This window comes from Alcaligenes sp. RM2 (genome assembly GCF_052931795.1).
Map to the genome: position 1 here is coordinate 46,766 of NZ_JBRFIO010000001.1, position 20,787 is coordinate 67,552.

Consider the following 20,787-nt stretch of genomic DNA (forward strand, 5'->3'; position numbering starts at 1 on the left):
TGGCCACGCGATGTCAAGTTTTACTAACCGCATGCAAACCTGCTGCCACGTAAACGGCGATTGAGGTAGCTCGTACTGCAATAAAAACTATTACGTAATTTTTTATTAACGCTGTGTTTCAGATGCAGATACTGATTAAGTGTTAGCGGCGGCCACATGTGTGTCAACACGAAGCAGGTCTGACCGATGCACTTTCTGAAGAACGTTGCAGCCAGCCATAGGCAAGCGTCAACAATGGTTAAGAAAAGGCGTAAATAGGCTTGCGATTTTGACAAGAAGCCTCCTTTTAGTCCCAACCGAATAGCGCATCGAAATGATCCTTTTCAGCGTAATTTTCACGTACAAACGTGTCTATTTGTTATGGAATCGATGTTGACATAAAGGAGGCTTTTTGACCGCTGTCAGGTGGAAAGCCAGACGCTGATTCACACACAGCGTCCAGAGTGCCAACCGGCGAAGCGGGGCGCGTAATGGGCGTCCAGTCGCTAGAGTCATTGTCCTGCTGGTTGCAGCAAGTTACTCCTTCAAGCAGCTATTTGCTTTTAGGCTTGCGAAGACTGGCAACGCTTGCCCAGGCCTATGATGCGCGCCTGTTCCAGCAAGCCTTTTTGTCCGCCATTTCGGCGCGCCTGCGTCCCTACGGCATAGCACGCAGCGACATCCTGGTGCTTGATCAAGTGGTGTTGATTGGTTTGACGAATTGTCGTCTGCCCACCCAGCTTGACAAGGACCTGTTTCTGGAACGAGTCAAAGCGGCGCTGTGCTACGAGCCCGTTCGCTGCGGCTCGGACCGCATCCTGGTCAATGTTGTTCCGGCTTGGGTTGAAGCATCGGGCGACCGTCCGGTTTGCCTGTCTCAATTGCAGTCTCTGGCCAGCACCATTGCCTTCTCCGAGCTTGAGCCTCCTGTTTGCGAGCAGACTCGGCGCGACATGGCTTTGGCGACTCGTTTCTTTGCAGATATGCGGGACGAGAAGGTTGCCCTGTCATTTCAGCCTGTGGTCTTTGTGCAGGATCGCGAGCAGGTTCTGTATTACGAAGTGCTGTTGCGCTGGGATGATGCGCAGAACAGTACTCAGTCCGTTTCTTGTGCGCCGGTTGTTCAGGCCATAGAGCGCTTGCATGTGACCGAACGCCTGGATGCCAGCGTTCTGTGGTCGGTGGTACAGGTGCTGGAGCGTGATCCGGATGTTCATCTTGCCTGCAATATTTCCCCCTTGTCTTTGCAACAGGGGCCGTGGTGGCGGCTGCTGATTGCGGTGCTGCGTGGTGCGCCACAGCTGGCCAGCCGTTTGACCCTGGAAATTACCGAAACGGCTTCTGTCTTTGATCAGGAAGCCGCCATTAGCCTGCTGCGCACCTTGCGCGGCCTGGGCTGCAAAGTTGCCATTGATGATATTGGGACCGGATTCAATACCTTGGATCTGGCTCGGCAGATCCGACCCCAGGTCTTAAAACTTGATAAATCCCTGGTGCATCAGGCACGGGACAGGGACGGCCTTGCTGCCCTTCATTCTTGGGTTCATGCCTCGCATGGCATCAGCCAATACGTCATCGCCGAAGGAATTGAGACTGCCCTGGATTTCCAGTTGAGCGTCGATGCCGGCGTGCACGCCGTCCAAGGCTACTACATAGACCCCCCCTGCGTCCTGCCCCCCCGGGAGGGGGCGGAGCCTTTGTGCGTTCGAGACAGTTTCAGCCCCACACACATCAACGTAGCACTCAACACGTATTCCTTAAAGGATCAGGAACAGAGATGAATCACGTCTATAAAACCATCTGGAATGAGCAAACGGGAACATTTGTTGCCGTTTCTGAGCACAAGAAAGCCAAAGGCAAGCGCAGTTCCTCGTGCGTCAAAGGAGGAAAGCGTGCGTCTTTTTCCGCACGCATGGGATGGCTCGCCTTGTTGACAGCAAGCGCATTGGCGATGAGCAATGCCTGGGCGGCAGTCGAGATTCCAGGCGACGGTCAGAGCAACCTCATTGACTTCACCAGCCCAGGCGGCACCATTCGGTTTACGGGTGGTGGTGGCAGCATCGTGGGGTTGAGTAGCCTGATGATCTCCGGCGCCTTGAGTGCCGATCAGATTACGGTGGGTGGTGAGTCTGTGGCGACCCAGGCGCAGCTCAATGCTACGTCCGCTGAGGTGCAGACCAATACCGGCAAGATTGATGGGCTGGAAGGGCGGGTCACGAGCAATGAGTCCACTCTGACGGATCATGGGACTCGCATTACGGACAATGAAACGGCCATCATGGCCCATGACAGTCGAATTGCGGGCAACGAAACCGCCATCGCTGCACATGACACTCGAATTGGCGCTACTGAAACAGGGTTGGTGACTGTTAACGATCGTCTGATTGCCTTGGGAGTGGATGAAACCAATCCTGGCGTGAAGTATTTCCGTGCGAACTCGGAGCTGCCTGATTCCGAGGCGAATGGTGAAGAATCCATTGCAATTGGCCCTGAGTCCAAGGCAGAGGGGGATCGCAGTATTGCTGCAGGACAAGGTGCGCTGGCCGACGCCGACAGCGCGATTGCATTGGGTGACGGTGCCAGTGTCGCCAGCGCAGACAGTCGACCCAAACCGGAGGCAGCCATTGCCATTGGAAAGGATAGTCGGAGCAGCGGTTTGGCCAGCGTTGCGGTAGGCCGCGAAGCAGCGGCAAGTGGAAATAATGCGCTTGCCTTGGGTATGCAGGCACAGGCCAGTGGGGCTAACGGGATCGCCTTGGGTTTAGGTGCTCAGGCTGATGCAGAAAACAATATCTCTATCGGTAATGGCGCAGGCCAGGCCACTGGCAATCATCTGCCGGGTGATCGTTCGCACAATATTGCCATCGGTCAGGCCAGTGGTCAGAACGTCAAAGGTCAGTTCAATGTGGCGCTGGGTGATGGCACCGGCAATGGCGTGGATGGCAACGAAAACGTGGCGATTGGCCGAGATGCCGGCCTGAATGTCATAGGCGATAGCAATGTCAGCCTGGGCAAGAATGCGAATCGGGGGCTGTCATCAAACCGTGCGATCGGTATTGGTGAGGACTCCGGCGCTGAAACAGAAGGCGTGGCGATTGGGTACAAGGCGATTGCCGGTAATACCGGGGTCGCGATGGGTCGTCAGACAACGGCATTGGGAACGGGTACTGCCATTGGCCCTAATGCTCATGCTGACAGCAATTTCGTAGCCCTGGGGTTGAACTCTCATGCCGCGCAAAACGATGTGTCTGGCTTGAGCAAGTTCACCAATAGAGGCTTCAATGGCAGTGCCGTTTCCGTTGGTAGCAGCCAGTCGGGCAGTGAGTTCACACGTCGTATTGTGAACGTGGAAGACGGTGCCAATGAGACCGATGCAGTGAACGTGCGCCAGTTGCAGTCGGCTGTTGATCAGGTGACGCTGGGTGCGACTGTGGATTATGAAAAGCTGGCCGAGAAGGTTGGCGAGGACTGGGGCCAGCAGATTGCCGATAGCAAACCTCGTTACTTCAGCGTTAATGATGGTGGTGTCGACAAGGGCAACAAGAACAATAACGGTGCTGCTGCAACAGCCATCGACTCGATTGCCATCGGCCCTGATGCAACTGCCAAGGAAAAGGACTCGGTTGCTATTGGACATATGGCAGGGGCAGAGGGAGCGTCATCTGTTGTGCTGGGACACAACATCAAAGGCTTGGGGCTGAATTCCACGACTATCGGTAACTCCCAATCCGAAGCGCGGGACGAGAGCGGCGTGGCAATCGGTACGCACGTTGTCAGCCGTGACAAGAACTCCATCGTCATTGGCCGGGATTCCTACACAGATCGCCAGGCAAACGGTCCCTCGGTCGAGAACTCGATTGTGATCGGTACAGAATCCAGTTCTACAGCCGTGGAAGGGATTGTGATCGGTAAAAACTCGGTGGTGAATGCGGCTCGCGGCATCGCTCAGGGTAGCAATGCGACGGCAACGGCTAATGACGCTATGGCGTTTGGCACCCGATCACGGGCGGCTGCCGGTGATTCCCAGGCCAGCGGTACGGATGCCAAAGCCTTTGCGGCACGCGGTATTGCAATGGGTACTAACGCTCGCTCCGGCCAGTCTAATCCTGATGTCGAAAATCAGGACAAGAACCGCGACTCCATTGCGCTGGGTACGGACTCCATTGCCCAGTTCAATAGCAGCATTGCGGTAGGTCGCGAAGCTCAGGCCACCGCTGATTTTGCACAGGCACAGGGCAAGGGTGCACATGCCTTTGGCGAGGCATCGATTGCACAAGGCCGTGACGCTTGGGCGCTTGAGCGTCAGGCAATCGCGCTGGGTGACGGCTCCCGCAGCACGGCCGATCGTGCTGTCGCTATTGGACAGGGTTCAAAGGCGCTCAATGCACGCTCGGTAGCGCTGGGTGATGGTGCAGAAACAGCAGGCGCGGTTGGCACCTTGAATGCTTCTTTGAACGGGCTGAACTACGGCAACTTTGCCGGAGATCGTCCTGTTGCTACCGTCAGCGTGGGTACGGAGCAGGAAAAACGCACAGTGACGAATGTGGCCGCGGGCCGGATCAGCGCCAGCAGCACAGATGCGATCAATGGCAGCCAGTTGTATGCCACGAATTCGGTGCTGGGCAATGTAGCTAACACCACGAAAAACATTTTGGGTGGCAATGCCACGCTGGCCTCTAATGGCAACCTGAGCATGAGCAATATCGGAGATACCGGTGAAAACACGGTGCACGATGCGATCAAGTACGCGGCTCAAGGTTGGAATGTGAGTGCCAATGGTGCCATGGCTGAGAACGTGAAGCCGGGTGGTTCGGTAGACTTCAGCAATGATGACGACAACATCGTTATCTCGCGTGATGGCACCGATCTGGCTTTCAATCTGGCCGATGATCTGACTGTGGGTAATAGCATCACTGTAGGCGATACCGTGATCAACGGTGACAGCGTCACGACTAACAATCTGACTGTTACGGGCGAAACCCATTTGGGTGACAGCTTTGTTGTCCAAAACACCGGGGATGTTATCTACAAGGGCAACGAAATTGCCACCCAGGCTGATGGCTTGAGCTTTGCGGGCAACACAGGCAGCACCATTGCCAAGACGCTGAGTGACGACACACCGCTGACCATCTCCGGCGAACTGGCCGAGGGAGCAGAGTCCACGGGTGCCAACCTGCGTGTTGATAGTGACGGCAACAAGCTGAACCTGGTCATGGCTCAGAACCTGACGGATCTGAATAGCATCACCATCAATAACGGTGGTCCGGTGATCAACGGTGCCGGCATCAATATGAACGGCAAGAAAATCACCAATCTAGCCAAAGGGACAGACGACACCGATGCGGTGAACGTGTCGCAGTTGAAGGATGTTGAAGAGGTTGCCAACGCAGGCTGGAACATCAGTGCCAATGGTGGTGCCGCCGAGAACGTCAAACCCGGAGCATCGGTGGACTTCAGCAATGACGACGGCAACATCACCGTGACGCGCGATGGCACCGATCTGGCTTTCAATCTGGCCGATGATCTGACTGTGGGTAATAGCATCACTGTAGGCGATACCGTGATCAACGGTAACAGCGTCACAGTAGGTGACACGATCGTTAATGGCGACAGCGTCACGACCAACAATCTGACTGTTACGGGCGAAACCCACCTGGGTGACAACTTTGTTGTCCAAAGCGGTGGTGATGTTATCTACAAGGGCAGCGAGATCGCCACCCAGGCTGATGGCTTGAGCTTTGCCGGCAATACCGGCGACGCGATTGCCAAAACGCTGGGTGACAACACACCGTTGACTATCTCGGGTGAACTGGCCGAGGGCGCAGAGTCCACGGGTACGAACCTGCGTGTTGATAGTGACGGCAACAAGCTGAACCTGGTCATGGCCAAGGATCTGACGGACCTGAACAGCATCACCATCAATAACGGTGGTCCGGTGATTAACGATGCCGGCATCAATATGAACGGCAAGAAGATCACCAATCTTGCCGAAGGTACGGATGACACCGATGCGGTGAACGTATCGCAGCTGAAAGAAGTTTCAGAGGTTGCCAACGCAGGCTGGAACATCAGCGCGAATGGTGGTGCTACTGAAAACGTGAAGCCTGGCGCCTCGGTGGACTTCAGTAACACGGACGGCAACATCAACATTTCTCGTGATGGCACGGACCTGGCCTTCAACCTGAACAAGGATATTGATCTGGGCGCAGACGGTAGCCTGAAGACAGGAAACACGGTCGTGAACAACGACGGTCTGACTGTGGATGATGGGGCAGGTAACAAGACCTCCACGACTGCGGCAGGCACCACGGTCAGCAATGCCGCCGGTGACACGACTACCGTAGGCGCAGGTTCGATCACGGTGGCAGATGCGGCCGGTAACAGCACGGCTATCGGCAGCACGCAGGTCGTGGTGGGCGGAGCAAACCCGGTCACGATCAATGGTGATACCGGCCGAATCGGCGGACTGACCAATCTGACTTGGGATCCGGACAACTACACCAGCGGTCAGGCGGCGACCGAAGATCAGCTCAAGCAAGTCAATGACGTTGCCAGCGCTGGCTGGAATGTGACCGATGCGGATGGCAATAGCGCCAATATTGGCCCGAACGGCCAGGTTGCCTTTGTCGGTGACAAGAATGTCACGGTTGAGCAGACTGGCACCGATGATTCCGGACAGGTTGAAGTCAAGCTGAACAAGGACATTGATCTGGGAGCAGATGGCAGCCTGAAGACCGGCGATACCGTCATCAACAACGCAGGGGTTGCGGTAGGAAACGACGTACACCTGGGTAACACCGGCCTGACCATCAATAATGGCCCGAGTATCACCCTGGCTGGCATCAACGCAGGTGATATGCGCATCACCAATGTTGCCGCCGGTCGCAATCCGACCGATGCCGTCAATTATGGTCAGCTCCAGCCTATCGAGTCCTTCATTGGTCTGGATGGAAACGGCTCGTTTGCCTACAACGGTGGCCAGCACTCCTCCTTGAAAGATGTTCTGGACAGCATGCACTGGAATGTTGAAGCACCGACGGATGGCAAGGAAGGCGGCAATACCGGTGGTTCCAACGGCAATGGTTCCGGCTCCACAGGTGGTGGCAATAATGGCTCCGGTGACGGCACGCCTATCCATAATGGCAACACGGTGGGCTTTGTTGAAGGGGACAACATCGTTATCTCCAAGACGGACCGGGTCAATGATGCAGGCCAGACCGTTGGCGCTGATATCAAGGTGTCGGTATCCCAGGATCTGAAGGTCAATTCCATTACGGCAGTGAATGTTCAGGCCGATGAAATTCAGATCAATAACGGTGGCCCGATCATTAACGAGAACGGCATCAATATGTCCGGCAAGCACATCACTAATGTGGCGGCGGGCGTGAATGACACCGATGCGGTCAACGTAAGCCAGTTGAATCAGGTGGCGGGCAATCTGCAAGGCCAGATCAACAATATTCGCCACGATATCAATCGTCTGGATAACCGCTTAAGTGCAGGTGTGGCGGCCGCGATGGCAACAGCGTCTCTGCCTCAGGCTTACTTGCCGGGCAAGCACATGATGTCCATGGCCGGCGGTACCTGGCGTGGAGAGTCCGGTATGGCCATTGGTTTCTCCGGTATTACCGATAACGGTAAGTGGGTTTACAAGCTCTCGGGCAATACCACCTCGCGCGGTGATTACGGTGGTGCCGTGGGTATTGGTTATCAATGGTAAGTCGGCCCTGACTCTATGGTGCATCGGCGCATTGGCGCCGATGCACAGCACACACTTTTGAAGGAATTCAGATCATGAAGAAAAATTGGTTTGGGGCTGCTTTGCTGGGCAGCCTGGTGCTTGCTGGTTGCGGAACCTTGAGTCAGGTGGACTCGGAGGGCCACACGGAAAATCCGGTGTTTCCGGAAGTGGATAAAGCAACTTTTCACACGGGCTCTTACCCGAATATCGACAATCTGCGTCAGGTCCGGGAAGGCGTGACTCGCGATCAGCTGTATGACCTGCTGGGTCGCCCGCACTTTGCTGAAGGCTTCAAGGTTCGCGAGTGGGATTACCTGTTTCACTTCAACACGGCACAGGGCATCAAGACTTGTCAGTTCAAGGTGCTGTTTGATCAGGACAAGCTGGGTCGCAGCTTTTACTGGAAGCCTGGTGAATGTGCTTCTGTTCTGGATGCGGCACCGAAAACCGCAACCATTCAGCCGTTCTCGCTTTCCGGGGACGTGGCCTTTGCGTTTGGCAGTGCGACCTTGACCAGCGCAGGTCTGAGCACGATTCGTGATATTGCCGGCCAGCTCAAGCAAATGTCCGACATCGAACGGGTGACGGTTTCCGGCCATACGGATCGGATTGGAAGTGCGGCATCGAATCAGCGCTTGTCGCAGCAACGTGCCCAGACGGTACGACAGGCCTTGTCCGCCCAGGGCATTCCAGCCGCCGCAATTGTGACGCAAGGCTTTGGTCAGGACCGCCCCCTTGTGCAGTGTGATCAGCCCAATCGCAGTGATTTGATTGCCTGCCTGGCACCGAATCGTCGGGTCGATATCGAAGTTCAAGGCCAACGCTAAGTTGGATGCGGCAACCAGGCACGCACCCGTCTTGGCCGGGTGTGTGCCGTGATCGAGAAAACAATGAATATTCTGCACAAATTAGCAGTGTTGATTCTGGCTGGTGGCCTGGCTGCTTGTCAGCAAACCATGCCTCGTCATATTTCCGAACCTGTAGATCCAGCACCGCCTGTCATGCAAGGCGCGGGTGGTTCGAACAATGCCAGCACGGCAGCGCCGACGGCCTCTCGTACTCAAGCTCCAACTGTCATTACCCTGCATTTGGCGCAAGAGAAAGCAGAAGCGCCCTTGGTGGCCGTGGATGTGGGGGGAACCTCGCTGTATGCGCTGCCCCAGCCTGTTTTGACGCAATCCGATCTGCACCGCGTCACCCCTGTGAGCACTCAGGATCAAGGTACGTTTTTGCTACTGGAGATGAACCAGAACGGCATTAGCAAACTGCGCAGTGTCACGGCTCAGGCACGAGGCCACTATCTGTTGTTAAGTGTGCAAGGGCAGTTGGTAAGCGTGGCCCGTATCAGTGAAACGATTTCCGATGGGCGTTTGCTGATCGGAACCCAGAACGCCCAGCATACACAGGCCATTATTAAATTGATGCAGGGTGGTCGGTGATAACAGGACTGCGTATCGCGCCCTATGTATGATTTTGATGTGGTTTTTCTCCTGATTGCACAGCCTGCATCATCGCGTGTGGGCGATATGCTGGCCCTGCATGATTATTTGGCCGGCTCCGGGGTGTGCACGACGGTAGCAACCAGTCCTACAGACCTTGCCACTTTCGGAAAGCGCCAGCGCATTCTGATTATTGACGGGGAGGGCGAGAGCGCGTTTGATGTGTACGCCGTTATTTCCGCGATGCGGCAGCTGGATAATGTCGCCCTCCTGTTTCTGGCCGATGAGTCCCCCCTGTCCAGTGAGCGTGCTATGTATGCAGGGGCTGACGTTTGCTTGCCTGCCCGTACTGCTTACTCTGCTGTTTTGCGCGCGGTTGTGGAGTTGGGCAGCGCCCGGATATCGGTCCAGGTCAAAGAGGAAAGAGTGGCGACGAAAAGAAAGCGGCAACGTAGAAGGCACTACCTAGGCCTGGGTCTTCGGTCGCGCTTAACCCGCTAAGTTTGCTGGATCCGCGGGCTTTTAGTTGCCGCTTCACACCAGTCACTACAAAAAAAAGCCCCGATGCCAAGCAAAGGCATCGGGGCAAAACGTGTGCGTGGTGCGCACGCACACATAGTCAGACGATAGAGAACTATAGATGCACAGCGTTTAAGTCTTACAGGTAAGCCGGAATGCCCAGAGCCGGATCGCTGACACCGTGCTCGCCAAATTCCACGCGGCCAGCGAAACGACGGTAGTAGCTTGGGTCGCTGTTGCTGCGCACCACAAAGTCGTACCAGTGACCGCTGGATTTCAGAACCCAGGATTGCTTGGCTTGCTTGCCCGGTTCCACGGTCACTTCCCATGGGCCATCCTCACGGTAAGCCATGGACTGGATGGTGAAGGTGCAGGCCGACTGGCCACCGTTCATCATTTCCAGATAAACATCACCTTTGGTCACTTCGTAACAAACGCGGATTTCTGGACGGGCGGTGTCGGGCTGGCTCAATACGCTGACATCACCACGGAAGTGGCGGTGGAAACCATTCGGGCCCAATACCCACAGGTCGTAGTGCCCCAGATTGTTCGCCTGCACGTCCCAGACATCGTCCAGAATCTGGTCGGGAGCGACCATGTAGCGGCGCGGGATACGGTCCAGGTTCAGCTTGTCGTAGACGTGGAAAACAGCGGCGGCTTTACCTGTGTTGGAGAACAGCAGTTGTACGCCTTTTTCGCTGTCACAACGGGCGCTGACGTGCAGCTCGTAGGGCAGGGCACGCGATGGGCGTACACCGGTTTGCTGCACGGGAATGCGCTGGTTGTCCACGGGCTGAGGTACTTGAGCCAGACGTTCCTGAGCGTTGCGAATGGCATCAGCCTCTTGACGGTTGCGACGGCCGTTCAAGGTAGGCAGTGGCTCGTCGTTCGGGCTGGCAAAGTTGAAGGCCGAGGTCAGGTCACCACACACGGCACGGCGGTAGGGGCTGATATTGGGCTCCATCACACCGAAGCGCTCTTCCATGAAGCGGATGACGGATGTGTGATCAAACACTTGCGAGTTCACCCAACCGCCACGGCTCCAGGGGGAGATTACGTACATGGGCACGCGCACGCCGGGGCCGAATACTTTGCCATCGCGTGGAGGCTGGCCGGCCAGACCTTTGGGACTGGGGTAGTTGTAGTATTCAAACGCGATTTCTTCTTCGCTCAGCGAGGTCTTGCCAGCAGGTTTGCCAGTGACAGGGTCAATCGATGGGGCTGAAGGGGAGGGAATGTGGTCAAAGAAGCCATCGTTCTCGTCAAAGTTGACCAGCAATACGGTCTTGCTCCAGACCTCGGGATTGGCTGTCAGTGCATCAAGCAGCTCTTGGGTGTACCAAGCGCCTTGCACGGGGCTTGAAGGGCCAGGGTGTTCAGAGTAGTTGGCTGGGGCCACCACCCAGGAGATTTGTGGCAAGGTGCCGGACTCGACATCCTTGCGGATTTGTTCCAGAAATCCGCCGTCGGGCATGGTGTTGGCAATGCCTTTGAATAGAGGATTACCGACGTCGTCAGATGGTTCGTACGGGTCATTGGTGGGTTTGCCCGATTTTTCAGCGGCAAGTCGGTACTGGATAAAGCCAGCCAAGGGGTTATCGGTGAAGTTGTCAGGCAGGTTCTGGTACACCTTCCAACTGATACCGGCTTCTTCCAGGCGTTCGGGATAAGTTTTCCAGGTGTAGCCGCCAAAGATCGAGGGCCACAGGCTGTCCCACGCATTGTTGACGGTACACTCGCCTGTGCCGGTCGGACCGTTTGTGCCGGTCCATAGGAACATGCGGTTGGAGTTCGTGCCGGTGTGCATGGAGCAGTGGTAGGCATCGCAGATGGTGAAGGCGTTCGCCATCGCGAATTGGAAGGGCAATTCGGCTTCGCGGTAGTAGCCCATGGAGTGACGATTCTTGTGCTTGGGCCAGAAGTCCATGCGGCCGTGGTCCCAGGCAGCCTGGCCGTCCGACCAGGAGTGCGGTGTGCCGTTAACGCGCTGGGCATTGCCTTTGGTGGCGTCCAGATGATAGGGCATCACGGTTTCGGTCGAGCTGACATTTTGCTGCCAGACGTTGCGCCCATTGGGCATTGGGATTGTGAAACGGTCTCCAAATCCACGCACGCCTTTCAGGGTGCCGAAGTAGTGGTCAAAGGAGCGGTTCTCTTGCATCAGAACCACAATGTGTTCTACATCCTTGATGGTGCCCGTCTTGTTGTTGGCGGGGATGGCCAGCGCTTTGCGGATACTGGGAGGAAAGGCGGCCAGAGAACCGGCTGCCAGGCTGGCTCCCGTCATGTTGCGTAGGAATGTGCGGCGTGAAGTCATTGTGCTTAATCTCTTAATCAATCAAGGGGCGCATTTGAGTTGCGGCGCAGGTTCTGGGTTAGGTTTGCCCGGCTCAGCAGGTTCTTCGGTAGAGCCGGAGCTGTTCGAGTTGCCTGTGTCGTTACCGCCGCCGCAAGCAGCCAGCAGGCCGCAGAACATCAGCAGTACGGATGCGCGTTTTATGCGCTCAACAGTAAATGAGGTGCTCGTTAGATTCATGAGAATTCCTTGGTTGTGCTATCAGGGTTGGAGGCTGGACAAGGGTTTGCGCGATTCGTAAATACTGGTCAGCTCGTCCGTGCTCAGGTCACGATCCCAGATGGCCAGTTCGCCAAAGTCCATATTGATGTCGCTGCGACCCCAGCGTTTGTAGTACTGGCCGGTAACGTCTTCGTTCAGCCCCAGTTCGCTGGTGCCGGTTCCGCCCAATGCGGCGATTGTGCGGGCCTCCAAGGCTACAGACCCGAACTGCGCCCCTTTTTTGGTATCGAATACGTGCCCACGCATGATGCCTTTGGACTTGTCAATCACGACGGCTATGTAGGCCCATTGGTCGGGTGTGACGTTGTAACCCTGACTTTCATTGCGACCGCCCCCATAACCGGTGTTAAAGCGGACGTCACAACCATTGGCGTTGAACAGGCCCAGTGCAAAGCCGGGAGTGTTACCGGAGTCGTAGTTCTTGTTGGCCATGATGGGAGCGCCATAGCCGTGACAGTTGTCGGGGGTTCGGAACCAGAAACCGATGGTCAGTTTTTGCACACCACCTGTGCCCAGCAACTCGCGGCTCAAGGACAGGCGATAACCCCGGTTTCCATTGGCATCGGCTTTGCTACCGACCAGGCGCAAGCCCCCTTTAGGCTGGGAGGGATCCAGGAAGTCAGCAGCAATAAGTTCACCGCTCGGGACGCTAGGGCTGGATGTTTGCAGGCTGCTCCCGCCCTTAGCATCGGTAAAAGGTTGTGAGCTGAAGGTGTAGTAGCTGCGCAACCCATTTTTCAGCGTGTCGGCCAGCTTGGGAGGGGGTTGGTACCCGACTTCAGCCTTGATGGTGGATGCGGCCTTGCCTGAACTTATCGAATAGATCAGCGAGTAAGTCTGAGCATTTTCCGATACTGGCAATGGGTCGGAGTACTGGGTTGTGCCGGCAGGCAGGGTAGCGATCAGCTTGCCGTCGCGCATGACCTGGATTTCCTGCGAGGCGTCACCATCCAGTACCCATTTCAGGTCCACCATGTTCTTGTCGGCGGGTTTGCTGAAGGACACGTTGCGCACACGAGTTTCAGCTTGCAGTGGGGAGCCACGGAAGCGGTACTGTTCGCTTTGGATGCCCAGGTGGGACAGCACAGTGGGGGCAATGTCGATAACGGCCGCCAGGGTGTTCATGTCCGTCGTGCTGGTCACGGCGCTGTCAACGGCTGGCAAGGAGGCCAGTGTCTTGTTGGTGGCGATGAAGCTGGTCTTGTTGCGGTTGAATTGCGAGCCAGTGGTGCCGCCAAATTCGTCCAGACCATAGCTGGTGGTCAGAATGACCAACCAGTCTTCCGAAGCGTCTGCCTGCTTGCGTTTTTCGATCAGGGCAAACAGTTTGTCCACTGAGGCCAGCGAGGCTTGCACGGCTTGCTGGTAGGCCTGGCCACCCATGCCACCCTCGGAGGCAGCACGGGCGGGAGCCTGGATTTGGGCCAGGATCAGGGATTTGCCTTGCTGCAGGTATTTTTCGGTTTGCTCGCTGACACAGCTGTCGGAGTCGGTACAGTTGGCTGCTTCGAGGATGCGTCCGGCCTGCAGGTCTTCACCTAGCAGCTTGCGGTAGTCGGCGGCGCTCAGGGCCATGGCGGCCTGGGGCTGCTTGTCAGCCAGGGCTAGCAGGGTGGGGGCGCTCAGTGTGGGGGCGGCAGTGCCTACGCCACGCAGGCCGTGCTGGTCTGCCCAAACGCCGGTGATCAGGGAGGCCCAGCCAGGGACGGGCAGGGTGCGTTGTTCGCTGCTGGTGCCGACATAGCCGCCGGTTTGTGCGGGGGCGATGGTCAGTGATTTCAGGGCGGGGTGCTGGCCGGCCTGACGGGCTTGCAACAAGGCTTCGTAGCTCAAGCCGTCGATGGTGACGATCAGTGCTTTTTTGCCACCCAGGGCCTGGGGTTTGTCGCCGGGTTCAACGGTAGGGGGTTCCGGGTCCACGCCAGGACTGGTGGAGCCATCATTGCCGCCGGAGCCACCACTACAAGCACTTAGCAGCAAGGCCATGGACAGAGTAAGCCCGGCTTGCTGCATGCGCTGCAATGCCGGGGACTTGGGAAGACGGGGAGAGAAGGTCATACAGCCACTCGTGTAGAAAAGTGAAAAGAGAGGCCAGACTGGGCGTGGGGGTGGGCTGCTCAGTTGGCATCGGATCAGGACTGCGGGCAGTGTAGGAAGGGCGTATGACTGCCCTGTGAACGGATCAGCAAATCCGCCGATGATTGGATTGTGTTTTATGTGAAGGGATGGACGGGGGTGGGAGCAGTGGGGCTCAAGGGCTGGCTGGCTGCGGCTTGGCAGGCATATGGCGGCTTGATGGATGGTTTGTTACGGTGGCGTGGTTTGGCGGGGTTTTAGGCGTTTTTTATGCTTTAGGCTCAAAGTTGTTGTTGTTGTTGTTGTTGTTGTTGTTGTTGTTGTTGTTGTTGTTGTTGTTGTTGTTTGCTGAGCTTGAAGGTGGAGCAGGCTTGGGGGCGTTGGTTGCTGCAGAGTGGGGGGCCTGAGGCATTCTTCGTAGGGCGCTGCTCGGGGTGCCGGCACAGGGGCGCGGGGCGGACCACTTGCCGACGCTGCGCGTCGGTGCCCTTGGCAGAGTGACAATCGGGGCGCAGCCTGAACTCGCCCGGTGGTTTGTCCCCCGGACAAACCACAAGCGTCGGGCTCAAGCAGCAGGCTGCTCGCATCCCCGATCGTCACTCCGCCTGCGGCAAGTGGTCTGACTCGCCCCGCGCCCCTGTGCCGGCACCCCGAGCAGCTCTCAATGGCTTCGAGAGTGAGGTCGGGAATCGTTGTTTGGGTGGAGTGCTGGTTTGAGTTGTGATGGGGCAGGATCGTTGTTCGGGCTGACTTTAAAACCGTCCGGGGGGAGGGCGTCATGTCACCCCGTCAGTTCGAACCCAGAGTCGAGGCGAGTGGAGATGGTGAACGGAGGGGGGGCCGTTGGGCCGCTAAAGATAGTGGTCAGCTAGCTAGAGCAGCCAACTCAAGCGGCTCTTGCTGGAAACATCGAGAGATTGAGGATGAACAATTTCTACAGCGCGCTTGGCGAATGTATGGGGAATGCCAGCATGGTGGGTTCGCTCAGTCCTGTCAGGGCTTGGATGACTTTTTGGGCTTGGTCCACGGGGGCGCTGCTGATGAAGGCGCTGTTGCCTGCTTGGGCTTGTGTGTTCAGGCAGTTGGCCTGCTCCAGGCGACGGTGCACTTGGGCGGCGACGGCAAAGGACGGTTCCAGAATATGGAAGCGCGAGCCGCTGATGGCTTCGATTGTGGGACGTAAAAAGGGGTAGTGTGTGCAGCCCAGGACCAGGGTATCGGCCTGGCTTTGCAGGGCGGGGGCCAATCGTTCTTTGAGTTCTGCTTCGATTTCCGGGCCTGACAGTTGCAGGGCCTCGACCCGGTCGGCCAGCCCTGGACAGGGAATGCGTATGACTTCCACGTCGCTGGCATAGCGGTCAATCAGGTTTTGCAGGCCGCCGCTGTCCAGGGTGCGGCTGGTGGCCATCAGGGCGACGCTACGGCTACGGCTCAGGGCGGCAGCCGGTTTTATGGCGGGTTCGATGGCGATGATGGGGATGGAAAGCCTGGAGCGCAGGGCGGGGGCGGCTACCAGTGTGGCGGTGTTGCAGGCGATGACCAGTGCCTTGCAGCCTTGGTCTACCAGCAATTGAGTCATTTGCAGGGTACGCTCCACAATCCATTTGGGGGATCGGTCTCCGTAGGGAGCGTATCGGGAATCGGCCAGGTAGAGCAAATGCTCGTTGGGCAGGGATTGGCGCAGGGCACGCCAGATGGACAATCCGCCGACGCCCGAATCAAACACGCCAATAGGGGCTTGTGCAAAAACGGCGGGGCGGGATGGACTCATGGCGCTGAACGATGCTTGTGGGGCAAAAATTCTATTATGGCGCTTTTGTCGTGTTTGGAGCAGTGGCTTCAGCCTGGTTTACAGCGGCTGTCTCCTTTAGGCCCTGTTCCAGGTCTTGGTTGGTGTGTGGGGCGGTCTTTCCATGACCGCCCTGTTGCTGCGTTCAAGCCAGGTTCTTCAGGACGCCTCCCACCGCATCGAAGAGCGAGTTGAGTTGCTCGGGGGTAGAGGTAAAGGTGGGGCCAAATTGGAGGGTGTCGCCACCAAAGCGTACGTAAAAGCCCTGTTTCCAAAGTTGCAGTCCCGCTTCAAAGGGGCGGATGGCGGGGTCGCCATTCCGTGGGGCGAGCTGGATGGCACCCGCCAGGCCGCAGTTGCGGATGTCGATGACATTCGGGCTGTCGCGCAACTGGTGCAGGGCTTGTTCAAAATGCGGAGCCAGTTCAGCGGAGCGTTGCAGCAGATTGTCCTGTTCCAGCAACTCCAGGGCAGCCAGTCCAGCGGCGCAGGCGACGGGGTGGGCAGAGTAGGTGTGCCCGTGGCTGAATTCCACGGCGTGCAGTGGCAAGTCCTGGCCCATGAAGGTTTGGTAGATTTCCTTGCTGGCAACGACCGCGCCCATGGGGATGGCACCGTTGGTCAACTGCTTGGCCATGGTCATGATGTCGGGGGTGACGCCAAAGTATTCGGCCCCGGTATAGGTTCCCAGGCGGCCCAGGCCGGTGATGACCTCATCAAAGACCAGCAAAATGTTGTGCTGATCGCAAATCTGGCGCAGGCGTTGCAGGTAGCCGGTAGGTGGCACCAGTACGCCTGCCGATCCGGAGACGGGTTCGACAAAAACGGCGGCGATGGTACTGGCGTCGTGCAATTCGATCAGTTTCAGCAGTTCGTCGGCCAGGGCAAGGCCCCCTGTTTCGGGCTGGCCGCGCGTGAAGGCGCAGTCTGCTTGCAGTACGTGGGGCAGGTGGTCGGCATCCATCAGTTGCCCGAACATCTTGCGGTTACCGCCTATGCCTCCCAGGCTGGTGCCGGCCACGTTCACGCCGTGGTAGCCACGAGCACGGCCAATCAGACGGGTTTTGGTCGCCTGGCCTTTAATACGCCAGTACGCCCGCACCATCTTGACGACCGTGTCGGTACATTCAGAACCGGAGTTCGTGAAGAAAACATGATCCAGACCGTCAGGGGTGTGCTGGGTCAGCTTGTCGGCCAGCTGAAAAGCAGCGGGGTGTCCAAACTGAAAGGCGGGAGAGTAGTCCAGTTGCCCGAGTTGACGATGCACGGCGGCCTGGATTTCATGGCGAGCATGTCCGGCACCACAAGTCCAAAGCCCGGACAGGCTGTCAAAAATCTGGCGGCCATCCTGATCGTACAGCCAGTTGCCTTCGGCTTTGACGACAAGGCGCGGGTCCTGCTGGAAGTGTCGGTTCGCGGTAAAGGGCATCCAGTGGGATTGAAGATTGAGTTCACTGGCAATCTGCTGTGGCGCAAAGTAGGGTGAGTTCATGGTGGTCTCCTCAAGGCGGTGAATACCCCCAGTGTAGGCAGCTAAGTTGTTGAGTAAAATACGTTTTTATTCAACTTCACTTATTTTTTTACTCACCTATATGCAACTCAAAGGACTCTTGCAGGTTTCCGATTTTGATTTGCGTCTGCTGCGTGTGTTCAGAACGGTAGCGCAAGTGGGCAGCTTTTCGGCTGCGGAAGGCGTGCTGGGCATTACACGTTCGGCCATCAGCTTGCATATGAGCGATCTGGAAAAACGTTTGGGTGGAATCCGGCTGTGTCAGCGTGGCCGGGCGGGTTTTGCCTTGACGGAAGAAGGGCGACAGGTACTGCGGGCCAGTGAAACCTTGATGGCTGCGGTGGAGAATTTCCGCAGTGAGGTGAACCAGCTGCATTCCAGTTTGCGGGGGGACTTGAATATAGGCTTGATGAATAGCCTGATCTCGCAGCCTCATATGCACATCACCTCGGCCTTGCGTGCCTTGCGGCAAAACAGTGAGGCGGTGCGCGTCCATATCAGCATGAGTACGCCGGGTGAGATTGAGCGTGGTTTACTGGACGGTCGCTTGCATATGGGTGTGTTGCCTGAAACCAATGCCTTGAGCGGGCTGGAGTATCGCACGCTTTATGCCGAACCTTATTTTCTGTATTGCTCCTGGGAACATCCTTTGTTTGCCGCGGCGCAAGAAGGGACAGTGTCTCAGGAAGTCTTGCGCCGGGCTGCAGCCATTGCGCCTGCTTATCGCATGAGCCTGGAGGCGATCGGACAACACCAGGATCTGAATTGTGTTGCCACGGCCAGTGACCGGGAAGGGATCGCCTTTTTGATTTTGACGGGGGAATACATCGGTTTCTTGCCCGAGCACGTGGCGGCTCGCTGGGTAGAGAAGGGCCAGATGATTGCGGTGGACCCGCAGCAGCGTCAGTTCACGATTCCCTTGTCCTTGGCCATGCGTAAGGACAGGCGCGCACACGCGATTGTGGATTATTTTCTGGGCCTGTTAGATAGTGAGACTCAAAACTGAAACGGCCAGCATAAGCTGGCCGTGGGGTGGTGTCCCCAAGCGGTCAGATAGGCTTGGCACGATGCCACAGAAGGGTGCCTGTGCCCAGCTTGCCTGCGACGGTGATGGGCGTGCCTGTCGTCAGTTCGAGCTCATCCTGGGTAAGACGTGCCAACCGCGGTTGGGGAATACCGAGCCAATTGGGAGATAGGGACATATCTACAAAGTGGGTAACACACTGAGAGGTTTCATCGACCGCAAATGTTCCTGCGTAGGCCAAGTATTTGTCTAGTAGCGTTTGGCTGCTGTCTCGCTCCGTTCTGTCTTTGCTACCTAGTTGCGCTGTCACATAGCCTGTTTCTGTGTACGTCAATTGCCCAATGGGATTTGGCCCAAACCCCGGGTAATTGGGCGAGCCATCTTCCGGGACAAAATCAAAGGACACCAATTGCCAGACACCGATCAGCTTGCTACGTAAGGTATGGGCCATCAAAAACTCCTGAATAGACAGTGTTGTTGCGTTATGTAACTAAGCCATCATGCTGTCTTTTCGTTTGTTATTCAATGACTTGCCTATTCTTATTTTCTATCGTCAGGCCCTACGCTTCATGACTTTTTAAGTGGCAATGGTCGGCATAAATTACCCAGTATTTCCAGTGCGTGATCGCTGTGTTCTGTCCACGGATGGCCAAAGTTAAGACGTAGGCAATGGCTGTAATTCTGGGTAGTTGAAAAGATGGAGCCTGGTGCCAGACTGATGCCTTGTGACAGGGCCTGGCGATGCAGTTCTAAGGTCTGCACACTTTTTTCCAGCTCTACCCACAGGAAGTAGCCGCCCTCGGGGCGGGTTGCCCGAGTTCCTGCGGGGAAGTAGCGTCCCAAGGCTTTGGAGAACTGCGCATACTGGCTTTTTAGTTGAGTGCGTAAACGGCGCAGGTGTTGCTCGTACGCACCTTTTTCCAGGTAGCTGGCCAGGGCCAGTTGGGTGGGCACGGGGGACGTCAGGGTAGTAGTCAGTTTGGCTTGGGCGACTTCACGTATATAGCGTCCCGGCACAGCCCAGCCGATGCGATAGCCGGGTGCCAGGGTTTTGGAAAAAGAGGAGCAGTGCATCACCAGCCCCTGACGGTCAAAGGCTTTGGCGGGACGGGGGCGCTCCGTGTCGAAGTACAGTTCGCCGTAAACATCGTCCTCGATCAAGGGGATTTCATAGCGGGCCAGCAGCTCGACCAATTGGGCTTTTTTGGCATCGGGCATCAGGCTGCCCAGCGGGTTCTGGAAGTTGGTCATCAGCCAGCAGGCTTTGGGGGCGTGATGCTTGATCGCGTGTTCCAGCGCTTCCAGATCAATGCCTTCACGCGGGTGGGTGGGCACTTCCAGGGCTTGCAGCTTCATGCGTTCCAGCGATTGCAGCGCGGCATAAAAGGTGGGCGATTCCACCAGCACGATGTCACCCGGTTGAGTTACCGCTGCAAGACATAGGTTCAGCGCTTCCAGAGCTCCGTTGGTAATCACAATATCGTTGGCATTGATGGCCATGCCTTGAGCCAGATAGCGCAAGGCAATCTGGCGACGCAGGGGAGCGTGGCCTTGGGTCAGATCGTCCACGCTGGCCCAGGGATCTTGCTGTTTCAGACTGGCAGACAAGAAGCGGCCCAAGCGTTCCAGAGGAAAGAGCACAGGGCTGGGGAAAGCGGAGCCTAAAGGCGCTACGGAGCGCTCTGAACTGGATTGCAGGATCGCCATGATCAGGTCGCTATTGTTAACGCTGGTCGCTTGCAGCGGTGGCTGGGAGGCCGTGTCCGCCTCCAAGGTATGAGGCGCCAGGCTGGAGCAGACGTAGTAGCCCGAACGAGGACGCGCCTTGATCAAGCCTTGTGCTTCCAGTCGGTAATACGCCTGGAAAATCGTCGAGGCACTGATCTTGTGCTTATCCATCAATTGACGCACAGAGGGCATGCGCTCGCCTGCGGCAACTGTGCCGTCAAGAATGGCCTGGGCCAGTTCCTTGGCCAGCGTCTCGTACAGTTTCATGTCCTTCTGTGCTCCATCTGATACGGTAATTTCAATAAATGTAGTTTTTTTATTATCTGATGGGTATGTCTTCAAGCACAAGCAAACGGCAATTTGCGGGGCTTTCAGGACAACTGATAGGGTTTTTTAAGCTTTAA

14 protein-coding genes are annotated in these 20,787 nt (G+C 56.8%); 7 read left to right on the forward strand and 7 right to left on the reverse strand.

Going from position 1 to position 20,787, the window contains the following annotated elements; translation table 11 throughout:
- The first annotated feature begins 548 nt into the window (after positions 1-548).
- The 5 genes from ACU6HM_RS00265 (at position 549) to ACU6HM_RS00285 (ending at position 9,660) form a co-directional block, all read left to right on the forward strand.
- Positions 549-1,760, forward strand: coding sequence for an EAL domain-containing protein (locus ACU6HM_RS00265; RefSeq protein ID WP_009459380.1), 1,212 nt, complete (start codon positions 549-551; stop codon positions 1,758-1,760).
- A complete protein-coding gene (locus tag ACU6HM_RS00270) occupies positions 1,757-7,699 on the forward strand; it encodes a YadA-like family protein (protein WP_446763217.1) in 5,943 nt (1,980 codons plus the stop codon). Before ACU6HM_RS00265 ends, ACU6HM_RS00270 begins: the two co-directional genes overlap by 4 nt.
- Positions 7,700-7,773: 74 nt before the next feature.
- Positions 7,774-8,547, forward strand: a complete 774-nt coding sequence (locus ACU6HM_RS00275) for an OmpA family protein (RefSeq protein ID WP_250756004.1) — start codon at positions 7,774-7,776, stop codon at positions 8,545-8,547.
- A 63-nt stretch (positions 8,548-8,610) separates the two neighbouring features.
- Positions 8,611-9,159 (forward strand): hypothetical protein, encoded by a 549-nt coding sequence (locus ACU6HM_RS00280; protein ID WP_446763218.1) that lies wholly within the window; start codon positions 8,611-8,613, stop codon positions 9,157-9,159.
- Positions 9,160-9,183: 24 nt separating this feature from the next.
- Positions 9,184-9,660, forward strand: a complete 477-nt coding sequence (locus ACU6HM_RS00285) for a hypothetical protein (protein ID WP_009459371.1) — start codon at positions 9,184-9,186, stop codon at positions 9,658-9,660.
- A gap of 157 nt (positions 9,661-9,817) precedes the next feature.
- Here the strand turns inward: ACU6HM_RS00285 and ACU6HM_RS00290 are convergent, their stop codons facing one another.
- From ACU6HM_RS00290 to ACU6HM_RS00300, 3 genes are read right to left on the reverse strand one after another with little or no spacing between them, the layout of a single operon-like run.
- Positions 9,818-11,995, reverse strand: coding sequence for a phosphocholine-specific phospholipase C (locus ACU6HM_RS00290; RefSeq protein WP_250756001.1), 2,178 nt, complete (start codon positions 11,993-11,995; stop codon positions 9,818-9,820).
- 21 nt (positions 11,996-12,016) lie between these two features.
- The gene (locus tag ACU6HM_RS00295; RefSeq protein WP_250756000.1) at positions 12,017-12,214 is read right to left on the reverse strand and encodes a hypothetical protein; all 198 of its coding nucleotides are present in this window, start codon (positions 12,212-12,214) and stop codon (positions 12,017-12,019) included.
- A gap of 21 nt (positions 12,215-12,235) precedes the next feature.
- On the reverse strand, positions 12,236-14,314 hold the full coding sequence (locus ACU6HM_RS00300) for a LamG-like jellyroll fold domain-containing protein (RefSeq protein ID WP_022983355.1): 2,079 nt from the start codon (positions 14,312-14,314) through the stop codon (positions 12,236-12,238).
- A gap of 215 nt (positions 14,315-14,529) precedes the next feature.
- Between ACU6HM_RS00300 and ACU6HM_RS00305 the strand changes: the two genes are divergently transcribed.
- The gene (locus ACU6HM_RS00305; RefSeq protein WP_446763219.1) at positions 14,530-14,739 is read left to right on the forward strand and encodes a hypothetical protein; all 210 of its coding nucleotides are present in this window, start codon (positions 14,530-14,532) and stop codon (positions 14,737-14,739) included.
- Between the two features lie 527 nt (positions 14,740-15,266).
- Here ACU6HM_RS00305 and murI read toward each other — a convergent pair.
- Positions 15,267-16,103, reverse strand: coding sequence for a glutamate racemase (murI, locus tag ACU6HM_RS00310; protein WP_009459365.1), 837 nt, complete (start codon positions 16,101-16,103; stop codon positions 15,267-15,269).
- A gap of 163 nt (positions 16,104-16,266) precedes the next feature.
- Entirely contained in the window at positions 16,267-17,613 is a 1,347-nt protein-coding gene (locus ACU6HM_RS00315; RefSeq protein ID WP_009459363.1) for an aspartate aminotransferase family protein, read from the reverse strand.
- A 118-nt stretch (positions 17,614-17,731) separates the two neighbouring features.
- Here ACU6HM_RS00315 and ACU6HM_RS00320 point away from each other — a divergent pair, with 118 nt between their 5' ends.
- Positions 17,732-18,637 carry a LysR family transcriptional regulator gene (locus ACU6HM_RS00320; protein WP_009459362.1) on the forward strand — a complete coding sequence of 302 codons (906 nt, stop codon included), beginning with the start codon at positions 17,732-17,734 and terminating at the stop codon, positions 18,635-18,637.
- 43 nt (positions 18,638-18,680) lie between these two features.
- On the opposite strand, the gene ACU6HM_RS00325 is transcribed toward ACU6HM_RS00320, so the two are convergent.
- Together ACU6HM_RS00325 and ACU6HM_RS00330 are read right to left on the reverse strand one after the other, a co-directional pair.
- A complete protein-coding gene (locus ACU6HM_RS00325) occupies positions 18,681-19,106 on the reverse strand; it encodes a lipocalin-like domain-containing protein (RefSeq protein ID WP_446763220.1) in 426 nt (141 codons plus the stop codon).
- A gap of 116 nt (positions 19,107-19,222) precedes the next feature.
- On the reverse strand, positions 19,223-20,650 hold the full coding sequence (locus ACU6HM_RS00330) for an aminotransferase-like domain-containing protein (protein ID WP_115634000.1): 1,428 nt from the start codon (positions 20,648-20,650) through the stop codon (positions 19,223-19,225).
- Between the last annotated feature and the right edge of the window lie 137 nt (positions 20,651-20,787).